Origin of the sequence: Psychrobacter submarinus (assembly GCF_904846685.1) — a bacterium.
GTDB lineage: Bacteria > Pseudomonadota > Gammaproteobacteria > Pseudomonadales > Moraxellaceae > Psychrobacter > Psychrobacter submarinus.
The window spans coordinates 840,057-854,811 of record NZ_CAJHBQ010000001.1 but is presented as its reverse complement, the minus strand read 5'-3'; the positions used below and the strand labels follow the sequence as shown (position 1 = coordinate 854,811).

Genomic DNA, 14,755 nt, shown 5'->3' with positions numbered 1-14,755 from the left:
AGCTAGGATACGCTCTAGCGTTGGACACTATTGGCGAGTATGCCGTAGCCACAAAAAAGACGTCTTTAATAGACGTCTTTTTGCTAAATCATCAAATTTGCTCAATGCTGCTCGCGTTTAGATTGGCTAATTACTCTGCAACATCCAAATCAGCAACCGCCGATTCAATACGCGACAGGGCATCTTTTAAAGTCGCTTCATCAGTGGCATAAGAGATACGCATAAAGCCGCCTAAACCGAATGCATCGCCAGGGACTACCGCGACGCCAACTTTCTCAAGCAACCATTCTGAGAACTCGGTGCACGAAGATAGACCAGCTGCTTTAATCAAAGGCTTAATATTAGGATAGACATAGAAGGCACCGTCAGGGCGCAGGCAAGTAATACCCTTAATCGCATTTAGACCGTCGACAACTAAGTCGCAGCGCTTCTCAAACGCATCTACCATAGGCGTTAGGACACTTTGATCGCCGCTAATAGCGGCAGCTGCTGCTACTTGACTGATAGAGGTTGGGCAAGAGGTCGACTGCGATTGTACTTTTTTCATCGCGCTAATCAGCTTGGCAGGACCACCGGCATAACCGATACGCCAGCCGGTCATGGCATACGCTTTTGATACACCATTTAAGATAATCGCGCGCTCTTTTAGCTCAGGTGCGGCGTTTAAGATATTATAGAACTTATCTCCCGTCCAGCGAATGTGCTCATACATATCATCTGAGGCCACATAAACTTGCGGATGCTTTTTCAATACTTCCGCAATGGCTTTTAACTCGTCTAAAGTATAAATCATGCCAGTTGGGTTGGAGGGGCTGTTTAGCACCAGCATTTTGGTTTTGTCAGTGATGGCAGCTTCTAATTGCTCAGCGGTGATCTTGAAATCTTGCTCAGCAGGGCATTCTACGATGACCGGCTTACCTTCAGCGATAAGTACCATGTCAGGATAGCTGACCCAGTATGGTGCTGGAATAATGACTTCATCGCCTGGATTAATAAAGGCTTGCGCTAAATTAAAGAACGACTGCTTACCACCTACCGATACTAGGATCTCATTTGGCTCATAGCTGATGTCATTATCACGCTTGAACTTGTCGATGATGGCTTTTTTTAGCTCAGGCGTACCGTCAACGGCAGTGTATTTAGTAAAGCCATTATTAATCGCTTCAATCGCCGCTTGCTTGACGTGCTCTGGGGTATCAAAATCTGGCTCGCCTGCACCCAAACCGATAATGTCTTTACCAGCCGCTTTTAGCTCTTTGGCTTTGTTGGTAATAGCAAGAGTTGGTGAAGGTTTGATGCCATTAACGCGGTCAGATAGTTGCAGCTCGCTCATAAAAAATCCTTAATAAGTCTGAATAGAAAATAGAGATAGGATAGAAACGCCGTTATTAAATGGTCGTTATTAGAAGTGTCACTATAAAAGTAGAATTATCGCCGTGCCCACGCGCCTCAATAAGCGCGAGTAGCGGCTTTATTGTAGCATGTAGACGGTAGGCTGTCCTACCACACTAGTAACAGAAAATTTATGGTCTTTGGCAAAGTCAGACTATGAATAACCATATCTAAATTTTATTTTACGTTTGCGAAGTTACAACAATAACGATAACTTTTATTTGTATTATTTAGCTATTATAAACTCAAGTATTGCTAAAACAACTATGGGTTAATAGTGAGAATGCAATCATCATTAAAAAGGGACTAGTGTAATGGCAACAACGACTGAAAGACTGCATATTGTAATCACAGGTGCGACCTCAGGTATAGGTATGCAACTCGCAAAAGACTATTTAGCAAAGGATCAGCACGTCTATGCGGTAGGGCGCGATGATGAGGCTTTAGCGGAACTCAAAAGTTTAGGCGCGACGTCCATAGATTTGGACTTGATGGATAGAGAAGCGGTCATCGCGGCTTTTGAGAAGCTAGATACCATTGACCTAGCAATTTGCTGCGCGGGGGCTTGCGAGTACTTAGATATGCCGAACTTTGACAGCGAAAGCTTTATGAAAGTGATGTCAATCAATATGGGCACACTCTCGCACGCTATCGAAGGCGTGCTACCTAAACTTATCGCCTCAAAAGGTCGCCTAGTCGGTTTAGGCTCGGCCTCTGCTTATGTGCCCTTTGCTCGCGCAGAAGCTTATGGCAGCTCTAAGGCGGCGATTCATTATCTTATGAAAACGTTGCAAATCAGTCTTGCACCATTTGATGTCGCGGTCAGCTTAGTTGTGCCAGGGTTTGTCGATACGCCGATGACTGAGCAAAACGATTTTCCGATGCCGTTTTTGCAGACTCCTCAGCAAGCCAGTCAAGCCATTCGTGATGGTATCGAAGCTGAGCACGAAGTCATTGAGTTTCCAAGAAAACTAACTTTGCCACTAAAAACTTTAGGCACTCTGCCTGATATGGCGTGGCAGCAAGTCAGTAAGCAGCTGTACAAAAAGTCATAAGTGAGTCGCTAGAGAGCTACGTACATCAAGACAGTCAAATAGATTAAAAAAGTTTAAAGGATAATAGGCATGCCGTTGTTTCGCCGTAACGCTGTAACCGCCGCACAGATTAGGACTAGCGATGATAATCGCCAAAAGAATGGTAAAACTAAAAAACATATTGCCATTATCGGTTCAGGCGTCTCAGGACTCACTTGCGCGCACTATTTAGTAGAAGAGCACGACGTTACCGTCTTTGAAGCTAATGATTATATCGGTGGTCACGTCAATACTATCGATGTGGCATTACAAGACGGCAGAAAGTCAAAGTCTAGGTTTAGTAAAAAAAGTCAGGTAGAAAAAAGTGCGATTGATACCGGTTTTATCGTCTTTAATGAGCGCACTTATCCGAATTTTTTTCGTCTGTTGCATGAGCTGCAAGTGCCGTTTCAATCGACAGATATGAGCTTTTCGGTCAAAAACGTTGCCCGCAACTTTGAGTATAACGGTCATACCATCAATACCTTGCTATCGCAGCGTAAAAATATCATCAGCCCGAAGTTTTGGCGCTTTGTGCAAGATATATTGCAATTTAACAAGCAGATGAAGCAGCTGCGTCAGGATTTTGAAGCGGCTCGCAGCAATGGCGAAGCGGTCACTCGCTACACTCAGCAAACCTTGAGCGAGTATTTAGCCAGTAAACGTTACGGAAAATTATTTACTGATAACTACCTGCTGCCTATGGTGTCAGCTATTTGGTCAACGAGCTTAGAAGACGTACAAGATTTCCCGTTAGTCTTCTTTGCGCAGTTCTTTGATAATCATGGTCTGCTAGACGTGGTCAATCGCCCGCAGTGGTTCACGATTAAAGGTGGCTCTAAGCAATATGTTAATAAGTTGGTGACGCGTTTTGTTAAAAAAGGCGGGCAAGTGCGAGTCAACTCTCCCGTACAGTCGGTCACTCGTAATAAGGACAACAAAGCTGACAGTACTGACGCTAAAGTGACTTTGAAGATGAGTAATGGCAAGAGTATAGAAAGTTTAGACTTTGATGAGGTGATTTTTGCGTGTCACGCCAATACTGCTTTAAAGATTTTGCAAGATGCGACTAGCGATGAGACTGAGGTCTTAAGTCATTTTCGCTTTACTTCTAACACAGCTGTGTTGCATACCGATACTAGCGTCCTGCCCAATAAGCCATTGGCTTGGGCGAGTTGGAACTACTTGCTTGATGCCGATGGCAAGACGCATAACACAGTCGAGCAAACTTCTGCGAAGCCAGTACTGACGTATCATATGAATATCTTACAAAGACTGACGAAGCAGCACAATTATCTGGTCACGCTTAATCATAAGATTGACCCTGCACAAATTATCAAGTCGATTGACTATAGCCATCCGGTGTTTGACAAGCCGATGATAGAGGCGCAAAAGCAGTGGTCAACCATCTCTAGTAGTGGTTTGCACACGCACTTTTGCGGCGCTTATTGGTTCAACGGTTTTCACGAAGATGGCGTGCGCAGTGGCTTGCGAGTTTGTCAGTCTTTAGGTAGTCAGATTGACATCAAAGACGAGGTTGACGCCAGTCATTTGCCAGATGGTGAGTCGGCGCATACGCCCTTTGTCTATAAAGACATACCAGTCAGAGCGGATAAATCTATGCACAAATTAGACAATCGCCAACTGCTTAGTGCGGAGACCAATCAAGAATTGCTTGCTTATATCGCATCGATAGCAGCTAAGCCTAAAGTTCTAACCGCTGCTAAAACAAAAAAGCACGGTCTGTTGGCTAGAGTCCTTCACAGCAGTAAACATAAATGAAAGAGCGCTTAATGCCTAAAAGAGACCACTCGTCTAATAGTCAATTTACCCATCAGCTGTTTCATGGCACAACGTGGCACAGTCGCCTATTACCGAGTGTGCATAAATTTATCTATCCGTACCGTTATTGGGGCGTCAATATTAGCGCTTTGGCAGCAGGTGATGGATTACCAGAAGTCGCAAGCATGCAGCTTCAAAATAACCATACTCATAGCGCAAAACTGTTCAATAAACTTCCCTTTGGTGCAGCAATTATCAAAGGCTTGCCGATATTTTCAGCGAAACATAAAGCGTTACAGCAGTTTTATGCCGATGACTACTTGCAAGGTTTGCCATTAGATCAGGCGAATCAAGAAATAGCGACTGATGCTAATGTCGATACTAGTGCTGATGCTAATGTTAAAAGTATAGAGGGATTGTTGCAGCGTTTAAATGCTGTCTTTAAAGATAAAACGGGCAGCACGCCGACAGGCGAAATTATTGGTTTAGTAGTGTGCCGCAATGTTGGTGTTTATTTTAGCCCAGTGAACTTTTATATCGGTTTTGATAGTGAGCAAACGCCCACCCATTTACTAGCAGAAGTGTCTAATACACCGTGGGATAAGCGTCACTATTATGGTTTTTTATTAAAAGGCGCGGAGACGGAGCTTTGTCATGATAAAGATTTTCATGTCTCGCCCTTTAATCCTATCGATCAGCTCTATCGCTGGCAGGTCAGCATCAAACCACAACCGTCTAAAAGCAATAAGGCTAATAAAAACGATATTTTTGATATTCGGATAGCGATCAATATCAGTGACAAGCGCGGTGAAGTACTCAAAACGGGCATAAAAATGAGTGGAGAGCCGATGACCCACGAGAGCATCCGCCAAAGCTTAAAACAAAACCCATTGATGAATTTCACCTCACTCACTCGTATCTATTGGCATGCTTTTAAACTCTATGCATTCAAAAAAGTACCTTATATCAATTACGATGAGAAGCTAGCAGATAGTGAGCAGTCAGTAAATAATTAACAAGTAATCACTCAGCCGGCTAAAACTGAGCTGATGTAACAGATCTAGACCATAGTTTTAACGACATAAAAGCTTTGAACAACAGTAGTAAAGAAGAATATTAATATTGAGCGTTGATCCATAGGCGACTCTCTTAAACGGACAAAAGGATACCACCGCGATGCCAGCCCGACCAACCGACCGCCAGCCAAGCAGTAGATTAGAGAAAATCAATGCCCGTTTGAATCAGACTTTAAATGATAGCGCTCTTTTGCGACCTGTGAGTAACGGCGTTAATGCTGTAGCTAGAAAGGCGATATTTCAAGCGTTAAAACGAGTACAGTTTGGCGGTATCACTATGATAGAGGATTATACGTCACAGACGCAAGCATATAGCTTTGGTAGTCAGGCTATCAATAGCAAAAGTAGCTCTGCTATCGGTCGTCATTTTCTACATGTAACCCTCACGATTCATGATATCAGTGTCTATCGTCAGCTGCTTTTTGGCGGCTCTATAGCGCTTGCCGATAGCTACATTAATGGCGAGTGGGATACCGATGATTTGACAGGCTTGATACGCTTGGCGGCGCGTAATCTAGCAGTGCTCAATAAGCTTGAGAACCGCTTTGCCGGTATAAGCAAAGCCTTTGAGAAGGCCAATCATCAGCTGCGTAGTAACGACCAGTCAGGCTCTAAATCCAATATCTTAGCTCACTATGACTTGGGCAATGATATGTATCAGCGTTTTTTAGATGAGACCATGATGTACTCCTCGGCCGTCTACAAAAACCCAGAGGCCACCCTTAGCGAGGCTCAGCAGCATAAGCTTGCGCTTATCTGTCAGCGCCTGCAATTGACTGCCGATGATCAAGTGATCGAGATTGGCACTGGCTGGGGCGGTTTTGCCATTTATGCTGCGAGTCATTACGGCTGTCATGTAACGACCACAACCATATCCGATGCGCAGTTCGATGAAGCACAGGCGCGCATTGACGCGGCAGGGCTGTCTGACAAGATAACTTTACTCAAAGAGGACTATCGCAATCTGTCAGGACAGTATGACAAGCTAGTCAGCATTGAGATGATAGAGGCAGTCGGTTATGAGTATTTGCCCACCTTTTTTGCTAAATGCAATGATTTGCTTAAGCCTACGGGACTAATGGTATTACAAGCCATCACTTTTAACGATCAAAACTATCAAGACTATATTGATTCAGTGGATTTTATTCAGACTCATATCTTCCCAGGCGGCTGTCTGCTCTCCAATCAAGAGCTGAATAATCAGTTTACCCAGCAGACGGATATGGTTATTAAGCAACTGCATGACTATGGCTTTGACTACGCGCATACTTTGCGCGATTGGCGTATTGCCTTTATGTCGCAGCGCGAGGAGATTAAAGCGCTTGGTTATGATGAGGCCTTTATCCGTCTGTGGGAGTTTTATTTTTGTTACTGCGAAGGCGGCTTTTTGGAGCGCACCATTGGCGTTGTCCAACTGACTGCGGTGAAACCTGACAATATCGATATTTTACATTTCTCTGATTCGCCTGTAACTGATGTGATAAACAAGCCCATGGGCAGTACTATTAATCAGCGTAGCGCTTCTAGCATTGCGGCTGCATTTGGCTAAGGATAAGAGGTCTAAAATTAAACTAGTGATCGTGGTAAGGACTTTATAAATGAAAGACACTTTACAATTAAGTTACCTAAAGCCATAACGATTACTAAATCTAAAGACGTTATATTGAAGTACAGTTAAAGCATGGTAGTAAGTCTAATAGATTACGCAAATAAAATAGGCTAGACATAGGGGCAGTGAAAATCTATGTGTAGTATGATAAAAGGATATTATTATGGGCTATACGTTTGTTTATCTCGTTGCTGTTGCTATGTTTTTGGGCGTGGATTTTGTCTGGCTGTCAACGATGAAAGGGCTGTTTTATGAAGAGCGTATCGGTCATCTTTTAGCGAATGAGCCGAATATGATGGCGGCGGCTGTGTTCTATATGTTCTATATCCTAGCTTTATGTATTATTGTTCTTTATCCGCAAATAAAAGCAGAAGCTTCTGTCGGGCATATCTTCTTATTGGGCGGCTTACTTGGCTTAATGGCATACGGTACTTATGACTTTACCAGTTTGGCCTTATTTAAAGGCTATACGCTAGATACTGCCTTGGTAGACTTTACTTGGGGCGGTTTTTTAACGGGTTCAGTCAGTGCAGGCACAGCTTGGTTAGCATATCGTTTTCGCTGGCTAAATAAAGCGGCTACAGCTTAATTTTTTGAGCGATTAATAACGGCGGTTTAACTTAGGTTAAGCCGTTTTTTTGGTTTTATCGATTTGCACTAAATAATCGCCTACTGTATAAATGACAAATAAACTTTGCACAACAAACCACAATGACACTTTCACAATGACTCCCGCACAGTAACTAAGGATCACTATGGCTCAGTACAACACTAGCTCCACTGCAAAAAGAGCACCACTCAATCACGAACTTTATATGTCGATACTGATGACCCCAGACATGGCCAACTTCATCGGTAATGTCCACGGTGGTGACTTGCTCAAAATGCTCGATCAAGTCGCTTATGCCTGTGCCAGTCGCTACAGTGGTAGCTACGTTGTCACGCTATCGGTCGATCAGGTGATGTTCCGTGAGCCTATCTATGTCGGCGAGCTCGTCACTTTTGCCGCTAGTGTTAATTACGTCGGTACCACCTCAATGGAGGTCGGTATTCGCGTTGAGGCCGAAGATGTACGCGCGCGGACGATCCGCCATACCAATAGCTGCTACTTTACCATGGTCGCGATCGACGATAACGGCAAGCCTACGCCTGTGCCGCCGCTAGAGATCAAAAACGAGAGCCAACAGTGCCGCGCTGATGCAGCATTAGAGCGAAAAGAGATGCGTATGCAAAGCGCACATCGTCCTAGTTGCGATATCAGTAAAGAAGTCGGAGAGTTGACCCGCACAGCTGAAAATACGCAGACCAACCCAGAATCTAAGTAACATTGTCAAAAGTTACCATCAGTTAACGGATGGGCTACTGTAAAACAATAACGGTTAATTTATTTTAGTCTAGATAATAATTATGTTTAGCCTTTAAACTTTTAACCCATATTATAGAGTTTTTTATGAGTCTAAAACCCTCCGTCGCCAACCCGCAATTACACTTAGGTGGTCCAGAGCTGACGCGTCATAAACCAAACGCGCAAAAGCCTGAACCAGATCCTGATAATAAAGACAAAAAGTCCAGCTCGGTGATTACGGTTTTGATTGCTATTGGCGCTAACTTTTTGATCGCTATCGCTAAGTCCGTTGCCGCTTTTATCACCGGCTCTGCGTCTATGGTAGCGGAGGCGGCGCACTCATGGGCGGATACGGGCAATGGTGTTTTTTTATTAGTCGCTGAGCAAAAAGCCGTCAAACCTGCGGATAAAAGTCATCCGTTAGGCTATGGTAAAGAAGCTTATGTGTGGTCGATGATAGCGGCTTTTGGCGTGTTTATGGCAGGCTCCATTGTCTCTATTTATACAGGTATTACCGAATGGAATGCACCAGAAGCTGAGACCAATTATACGATCGCTTTTATTATTTTGGCAGTGGCTTTTGTACTTGAGGGCTTCTCGTTAGTGCAAGCTTATTTGCAAAGTAAAAAGCAAGGTCAGGCTATCGAGGTTAGCGCTATTGGTTATGTGGTTGAGACTTCTAACCCCACTTTGCGCGGGGTGTTTTTTGAGGACTTAGCGGCGGTTACTGGTCTAGTTATCGCGGCAGCGGCAATGGGCATGCACGTCTATACCGGGCAGGCTTTTTGGGATGCGTTAGGTTCCATTATTGTCGGTATATTATTAGGGGCAGTGGCGATATTTTTGATCAGTCGTAATCGCGACTTTTTGGTGGGGTATAAAGTTTCAGATAGTACGCATGATTATGTATTAAGCGAGCTTTTGAGACATGAAGGAGTCGATAGCGTCTCTTACTTACATTTAGAATGGGTGGGACCAAAAAAGATATTTATGGTAGCGGCTGTAGATGTCAGAGGTAATCAAAGAGAAGAGAGTATCGAGCAGATCTTTGAGAGCATCGAGAGCCAGTTTCGTGCCAATAAGATATTTCAAGAGGCCATCCTGACGCTATCTGCGCCTAATGCCAAAACCATAGCGCCACATAAAAGCACTCCAGATCCAGTGCGAAGCTAAATAACTCTAGTATCAAACCAAAAAAAGTATCAAACCAAAAAAATCGCCTAGATGGCGATTTTTTTGTATTCTATAACTTAGCAAATAACAGCGATAGAAATATTATTTTTTAGGCGCATTAGCACCGATGAACCAAGCATCTTTATCGATAGTACGGCTAACTTCGGTTAATAAATCCGCAGTATCTTCGTCGCCTGCATCACCAGCTGTATCGATACCTTCACGTAGTGAAGCTGCAATAGTCTTATAACGGTTGGTCAGCTCACGAACATGCTGCTCAACTTCAGTAATGTCAGTTGGGTAAGTTTCTAAAATAGAATCTTCAACGACACGCTTAGAGATACCATTTGCTTTGCCGCCCAAGATGACAATACGTTCAGCGACAGTATCAAAAGCTTCTGTCAGACGCTCATAAGTTTCATCTAATAACTGATGCACCCCGATAAATCCAGTACCTTGTAAGTTCCAATGGCACTGCTTGCTATCCATACTCAAATCAATCAAGTTGGCTAGATTAGAGTTTAACAGCTCAATCATTTTCTTAGCAGTATCATCACTTATACCACTTGCATAACGTTCTCTCATAGATTACTCCATTTTTGATTATATTTAATTGTTATCCAATGACCGACTAAATTTTTAGACTCTTAGTTTAAAGCTCTTAGTCAGCGTTTTCTTATCAACTTTCGATACTAATAATAACAGCTTATTAGAGGTAGGGAACCCATGAGCGTTAGGCTTTATTAGGTGGTCATGTAATGGCTTTGTTAAGCATGAAAAGCTTTGTAAATATAACAGGCTAAAACAAGTCTTATAGATAATCTTTGATTACCTAAGCGGGGCAGCAGCCTTTGATTTAATAAAGTATCTTAATGAGCTTCTTATCAATACTCACTCATAACTGATAGCTGAATATCAGCTTTGATAGTCAGTGATTATGGTCTGTAATTAACACCAAATTACTAGCATCAAGGCCAGCAAATAACCTTTAAAAACAGGCATAAAGCCCCCACATAATTGTAAACTTAAAAAAGAAGAAAGCTAATATGCGTATGCCCGAACCGCGCTCGTCGCGCCAGTTAAATCAATTAGCCACTCAGCTACAAGGCGAAGCTGAGATCAGTGGTGTCAATGCGTCAGGGACGCAAATATCAAGCCGCGCCTTTGAGATGGTCACCGACTTTGAGCCTGCAGGCGATCAACCGCAGGCGATTGAAAAGCTCGTTAAGGGTGTCAATGCTGATATGGATGAGCAGCTGCTGCTTGGCGTGACGGGTTCGGGTAAGACTTATACCATGGCTAAGGTGATTAGTGAGTGCCAGCGCCCAACGATTATCATGGCTCATAATAAAACTTTGGCGGCGCAGTTATATGGCGAGTTTAAAGCCTTTTTCCCGAATAACGCTGTTGAGTATTTTGTCAGCTATTATGACTATTATCAGCCCGAAGCTTATGTCGCGGCTAGCGACACCTTTATCGAAAAAGACAGCGCTATTAATGATCATATTGATCAGATGCGTCTGTCGGCAACGCGGGCATTGCTTGAGCGCCGGGATGCTATTATCGTCGCATCCGTCTCTTGTATTTACGGTCTGGGCGATCCGGAGAGTTATCTGAAAATGCTACTACACGTTGTGGTCGGTGACAAGATCGATCGTACCGCGACCATCAAACGTCTGGTCGAGATGCAATATACCCGCAACGAGCTAGATTTTGGCCGTGGTACGTATCGCTTGCGCGGGGAGCTACTTGACATCTATCCTGCGGAGTCTGAGCAGTTGGCGATTCGTATTCACCTGTTTGATGACGAGGTCGAAAAGATCACTTGGTTCGATCCTTTGACAGGCAAAACCGTACGCAGCGTGCCACGGATTACCATTTATCCCAAGTCGCATTATGTGACACCGCGTAATCGCCTCGAGGCCGCCAGCGAGACCATTCGTGCTGAGCTTGAGCCGCGTCTTGAGTACTTTCGTGATAATAATAAACTGATTGAAGCGCAGCGCCTCAAAGAGCGCACGCAGTATGATCTAGAGATGATTCAGCAGCTCGGCTACTGTAATGGTATTGAGAACTACTCGCAGCATCTATCTGGTCGTCCTTGGGGTGAGGCGCCGCCGACGTTGTTTGATTATATTCCAGAAGATGCGCTGCTGTTTATCGATGAATCGCATGTGACTGTCTCGCAGGTCGGCGCGATGTATAAAGGCGATAGGTCACGTAAAGAGAACTTGGTGAATTACGGTTTTCGCCTGCCAAGCGCGATGAATAACCGGCCGATGAAGTTTGAAGAGTGGGAGCGTATCAAGCCCAAGACCATTTATGTTAGTGCGACCCCTGCACAATATGAGCTTGAGCACAGCGAGCAAGTCGTCGAGCAAGTGGTACGTCCGACGGGGCTGATTGACCCTGAGATTGAGATACGCCCTGTGCTCACGCAGGTCGATGATGTGCTCTCAGAGATTACCAAACGCCGCGAGCTGGATGAGCGCGTATTGATTACCACTTTGACCAAACGCATGGCGGAGGATCTCACCAGCTATCTCAAAGAATACGATATCAAGGTGGCCTATTTGCACTCCGACATCGATACCGTTGAGCGTATGCAAATCATTCACGAGCTGCGTACGGGTGTTCATGATGTACTCGTCGGCATTAACCTGCTGCGTGAAGGGCTCGATATGCCAGAAGTGTCATTGGTGGCGATATTTGATGCCGATAAAGAAGGCTTTTTGCGCTCTGAGCGCTCCCTTATTCAGACCATTGGCCGCGCTGCTCGCCACCTAAACGGTAAAGCGATTCTTTACGCCGATAGTATGACGCCAAGTATGGAAAAGGCGATAGAGGAGACCGATCGTCGCCGCGAAAAGCAAATCGCCTTTAATGTGGAGCATAACATCACGCCAAAAGGCGCGCGCCGTAGTGTCACTGATAAAATCGATACCGGTGAAGAGCTTGATGCTAACGACAATCAAGCGATTCCAGTTAAGAGCAATCTGCCGGATGTCGATATCAGTATACTCAGAAGCCCTGATCTGCTGGCTAAAGAGATCAACCGTCTTGAGAAGCTAATGAAGCAGTTCTCGCGTGACCTCAAGTTTGAGGATGCTGCTAAGACACGCGATAAAGTGCTAGAGCTCAAGGCGCATTTGATTTAGAAGTATGCGAAGCTGAAAACACGATATTTCGATATAACGAAGAGCGGCTATTCTTACTAACTATAAACGCAGTTTTACATTTTTCACCTTAAAAATAGCGAGTTCATTTTATAGAATAAATTAATAAAGTATCGTTTGATAAAGTTAGCTAAAGCCTTATACAGACTTTAGCTAAAAAATAAGATTTTCAATAAATTATTCTAGGAGTATAACCATAGTGGACGTCAAATCGTTATTTAAAAAAGGAATCGAAAAAGAGTTACTCGATGTCGATGATTATATTTTTACGCCGCAGCGTTTCGATATGATGATTGATGAGGGAGAGCTGATTTGTGTGCTAAATAGTGACGGTAGTGTCAATGTGTTTTATAGCAAACAAGGCATTACTGATGTCAGAGCGGCGGCGCGTAAGCATCCCTTTACTGATTTTGAGACTGAGCTGCATCACGGTCTTTATGACGACGTGATTGAAGATCTCATCGATGGTGTTAATGAGATCATAAACACGCATTCTAAGTATTTCCGCCGTAGTAAAGTACTACCGATGGCGGCAGCTGTAGGTCCTGATACGGTTATTACTGATGCAGATAAGCTCTAAGCGCTTGAAGGTTTTAGAGTAGCGTTGTTTAGAGAGTTTCTATAGAGTCTACAAAAAAGAGGTGCACTAATTGTTTAGTGCACCTCTTTTATTGTGACTTGATCGTCGCTTGGTGTTAATACACTCGAATCAAACCGTTTTTACTGCGACAGCTTTGTCTTTGGAGGCCAGAGCGGGTGAGTCCATAATAGCTCGAGCTTGTGAGCTATCTACCAAATGATTCGTTGATGTTTGCGTGACTAAGCCTTTGGCAAAGCGAGTGCTATCGTTGCGCTCTTTTAAGGTATCGGTATAGTACCATTCACAGCCGAAGGCTTGCTCAGTGATATCAAGAAGCATGTAGCCATGATCAACTTGATTATTAAATTTTTGGTGCGGATTGGCTTCTGGGCCTGAGTTTTCCTCAGGCAAAGCTAATGACGTTAAAGCCGGACAGACGAACTCTACCGCCAGCGAGCCTTCTCCAGTGTCTGGATTATAGCTGCTAGGCTCAAAAGGGTTTTTGGCGACATCAAAGGCAAAAGAGGCGTGATAGTCCCCCGTCAACACGACGGTGTTTTTGATGTCGTTATTGTCGATATAGTCTAATAGGCGATCGCGCGCACTGGCATAGCCGTTCCAAATATCACCAGAGTTGGTTGCAGACGCTCCCATAAATGGCGCTAAAATTACTTGCTGACCTAGCACTTGCCAAGCTGCGCCGCGATTTTTACCATCCATTAGGTTTAGATAGAGCCAGTTTTCTTGCTCAAGTCCAAGTAGTTGACGCTCAGGCTCATTACTAGCAGAGGCGTCAAGCTTCTCACGGCCAAAGATACGAGTGTCTAACATATTTAAGTCAAACAGCTTACCAAACTCAAAACGTCTATAAATACGCAGTTGACTATCTAGCTCATTGCTATCATCATCGCGAATCGGCATCCACTCTTACGATAGCTTAGACTGGTTGCTATCAAAACTCTCTACTATCAAAAATAAGAATGCTTTATAAATAAAAAATAGCTTATCCACAATTTATATGAATAAGCTATTTTAAACAATTACTACGCCTAGTTTATTTGCACAATGACGCGGTTTGTAACCGCTTAGCCAACGATGCTGCCATAGCAGCTTTGTAGCGATTTTGCGACGACTCGAGTGACCAGTTGCGTACGATAGCTTGGATCTATTGCCGCATTACCTAATTCAACGAGAGTCACTTGCTGCGGTGCTTGCTCACTGACGCAGCCGCATACCCGAGATTTAACCGCTTCTTCTTGCTCATCACTCATCGCCGCGCTAGCAATACGCCACGCATTTTGGTTTTCGATTTGGCTGCGGCATTGGTTATCAATAGCGGCTTTGAAGACATTCATACCGATCTCATTGGCCGTACCGATAGCATCGCCTGAATTACTAGTAGCGCCAGTAGAAGCGCAGCCTGTTAGAGCAAGAGCCGCTAGCATAGTAGTGGAGAGTACAAGTTTTTTCATTATTTAGTCCTTTAAGCTGAATTTGTAATAGGCAAAATAGCACGACTGGTTTTTAATTCATAGTGGCAAGCTTTATA

13 protein-coding genes are annotated in these 14,755 nt (G+C 44.1%); 9 read left to right on the top strand and 4 right to left on the bottom strand.

Annotation, left to right across the window (positions count from 1 at the left end):
• Nucleotides 1–130 precede the first annotated feature (130 nt).
• Complete coding sequence (locus tag JMY03_RS03880) at nucleotides 131–1,333, bottom strand: pyridoxal phosphate-dependent aminotransferase (protein WP_201601215.1); 1,203 nt, start codon at nucleotides 1,331–1,333, stop codon at nucleotides 131–133.
• Between the two features lie 373 nt (nucleotides 1,334–1,706).
• Here JMY03_RS03880 and JMY03_RS03875 point away from each other — a divergent pair, with 373 nt between their 5' ends.
• From JMY03_RS03875 to JMY03_RS03845, 7 genes are all read left to right on the top strand, one after another.
• On the top strand, nucleotides 1,707–2,447 hold the full coding sequence (locus JMY03_RS03875) for an SDR family NAD(P)-dependent oxidoreductase (RefSeq protein WP_201601212.1): 741 nt from the start codon (nucleotides 1,707–1,709) through the stop codon (nucleotides 2,445–2,447).
• 69 nt (nucleotides 2,448–2,516) lie between these two features.
• Nucleotides 2,517–4,247 (top strand): NAD(P)/FAD-dependent oxidoreductase, encoded by a 1,731-nt coding sequence (locus tag JMY03_RS03870; RefSeq protein ID WP_201601209.1) that lies wholly within the window; start codon nucleotides 2,517–2,519, stop codon nucleotides 4,245–4,247.
• An 11-nt stretch (nucleotides 4,248–4,258) separates the two neighbouring features.
• Nucleotides 4,259–5,263, top strand: a complete 1,005-nt coding sequence (locus JMY03_RS03865; RefSeq protein WP_227675472.1) for a DUF1365 domain-containing protein — start codon at nucleotides 4,259–4,261, stop codon at nucleotides 5,261–5,263.
• Nucleotides 5,264–5,423: 160 nt separating this feature from the next.
• Nucleotides 5,424–6,872 (top strand): SAM-dependent methyltransferase, encoded by a 1,449-nt coding sequence (locus JMY03_RS03860; protein ID WP_201601203.1) that lies wholly within the window; start codon nucleotides 5,424–5,426, stop codon nucleotides 6,870–6,872.
• Between the two features lie 223 nt (nucleotides 6,873–7,095).
• The gene (locus tag JMY03_RS03855) at nucleotides 7,096–7,521 is read left to right on the top strand and encodes a DUF2177 family protein (protein ID WP_201601201.1); all 426 of its coding nucleotides are present in this window, start codon (nucleotides 7,096–7,098) and stop codon (nucleotides 7,519–7,521) included.
• 166 nt (nucleotides 7,522–7,687) lie between these two features.
• Nucleotides 7,688–8,257 carry an acyl-CoA thioesterase gene (locus JMY03_RS03850; protein WP_201601198.1) on the top strand — a complete coding sequence of 190 codons (570 nt, stop codon included), beginning with the start codon at nucleotides 7,688–7,690 and terminating at the stop codon, nucleotides 8,255–8,257.
• A 125-nt stretch (nucleotides 8,258–8,382) separates the two neighbouring features.
• Nucleotides 8,383–9,450, top strand: a complete 1,068-nt coding sequence (locus JMY03_RS03845) for a cation diffusion facilitator family transporter (protein WP_201601195.1) — start codon at nucleotides 8,383–8,385, stop codon at nucleotides 9,448–9,450.
• A gap of 102 nt (nucleotides 9,451–9,552) precedes the next feature.
• Here JMY03_RS03845 and dps read toward each other — a convergent pair whose 3' ends face one another.
• Nucleotides 9,553–10,035, bottom strand: coding sequence for a DNA starvation/stationary phase protection protein Dps (gene dps, locus JMY03_RS03840; RefSeq protein WP_201601192.1), 483 nt, complete (start codon nucleotides 10,033–10,035; stop codon nucleotides 9,553–9,555).
• 461 nt (nucleotides 10,036–10,496) lie between these two features.
• Here dps and uvrB point away from each other — a divergent pair, with 461 nt between their 5' ends.
• Nucleotides 10,497–12,608, top strand: coding sequence for an excinuclease ABC subunit UvrB (uvrB, locus tag JMY03_RS03835; protein ID WP_201601190.1), 2,112 nt, complete (start codon nucleotides 10,497–10,499; stop codon nucleotides 12,606–12,608).
• Nucleotides 12,609–12,825: 217 nt separating this feature from the next.
• On the top strand, nucleotides 12,826–13,206 hold the full coding sequence (locus JMY03_RS03830; protein WP_307833133.1) for a hypothetical protein: 381 nt from the start codon (nucleotides 12,826–12,828) through the stop codon (nucleotides 13,204–13,206).
• A 129-nt stretch (nucleotides 13,207–13,335) separates the two neighbouring features.
• Here JMY03_RS03830 and JMY03_RS03825 read toward each other — a convergent pair whose 3' ends face one another.
• Nucleotides 13,336–14,127, bottom strand: a complete 792-nt coding sequence (locus tag JMY03_RS03825) for an alkaline phosphatase D family protein (RefSeq protein ID WP_201601188.1) — start codon at nucleotides 14,125–14,127, stop codon at nucleotides 13,336–13,338.
• A 164-nt stretch (nucleotides 14,128–14,291) separates the two neighbouring features.
• Nucleotides 14,292–14,678 (bottom strand): hypothetical protein, encoded by a 387-nt coding sequence (locus JMY03_RS03820; RefSeq protein WP_025646382.1) that lies wholly within the window; start codon nucleotides 14,676–14,678, stop codon nucleotides 14,292–14,294.
• Between the last annotated feature and the right edge of the window lie 77 nt (nucleotides 14,679–14,755).

What these genes read in the sequence shown, in the direction of transcription:
- JMY03_RS03880 (WP_201601215.1), bottom strand. Translation starts at nt 1,333, where the DNA reads ATGAGCGAGCTGCAACTATCTGACCGCGTTAATGGCATCAAACCTTCA.
- JMY03_RS03875 (WP_201601212.1), top strand. Translation starts at nt 1,707, where the DNA reads ATGGCAACAACGACTGAAAGACTGCATATTGTAATCACAGGTGCGACC.
- JMY03_RS03870 (WP_201601209.1), top strand. Translation starts at nt 2,517, where the DNA reads ATGCCGTTGTTTCGCCGTAACGCTGTAACCGCCGCACAGATTAGGACT.
- JMY03_RS03865 (WP_227675472.1), top strand. Translation starts at nt 4,259, where the DNA reads ATGCCTAAAAGAGACCACTCGTCTAATAGTCAATTTACCCATCAGCTG.
- JMY03_RS03860 (WP_201601203.1), top strand. Translation starts at nt 5,424, where the DNA reads ATGCCAGCCCGACCAACCGACCGCCAGCCAAGCAGTAGATTAGAGAAA.
- JMY03_RS03855 (WP_201601201.1), top strand. Translation starts at nt 7,096, where the DNA reads ATGGGCTATACGTTTGTTTATCTCGTTGCTGTTGCTATGTTTTTGGGC.
- JMY03_RS03850 (WP_201601198.1), top strand. Translation starts at nt 7,688, where the DNA reads ATGGCTCAGTACAACACTAGCTCCACTGCAAAAAGAGCACCACTCAAT.
- JMY03_RS03845 (WP_201601195.1), top strand. Translation starts at nt 8,383, where the DNA reads ATGAGTCTAAAACCCTCCGTCGCCAACCCGCAATTACACTTAGGTGGT.
- dps (WP_201601192.1), bottom strand. Translation starts at nt 10,035, where the DNA reads ATGAGAGAACGTTATGCAAGTGGTATAAGTGATGATACTGCTAAGAAA.
- uvrB (WP_201601190.1), top strand. Translation starts at nt 10,497, where the DNA reads ATGCGTATGCCCGAACCGCGCTCGTCGCGCCAGTTAAATCAATTAGCC.
- JMY03_RS03825 (WP_201601188.1), bottom strand. Translation starts at nt 14,127, where the DNA reads ATGCCGATTCGCGATGATGATAGCAATGAGCTAGATAGTCAACTGCGT.
- JMY03_RS03820 (WP_025646382.1), bottom strand. Translation starts at nt 14,678, where the DNA reads ATGAAAAAACTTGTACTCTCCACTACTATGCTAGCGGCTCTTGCTCTA.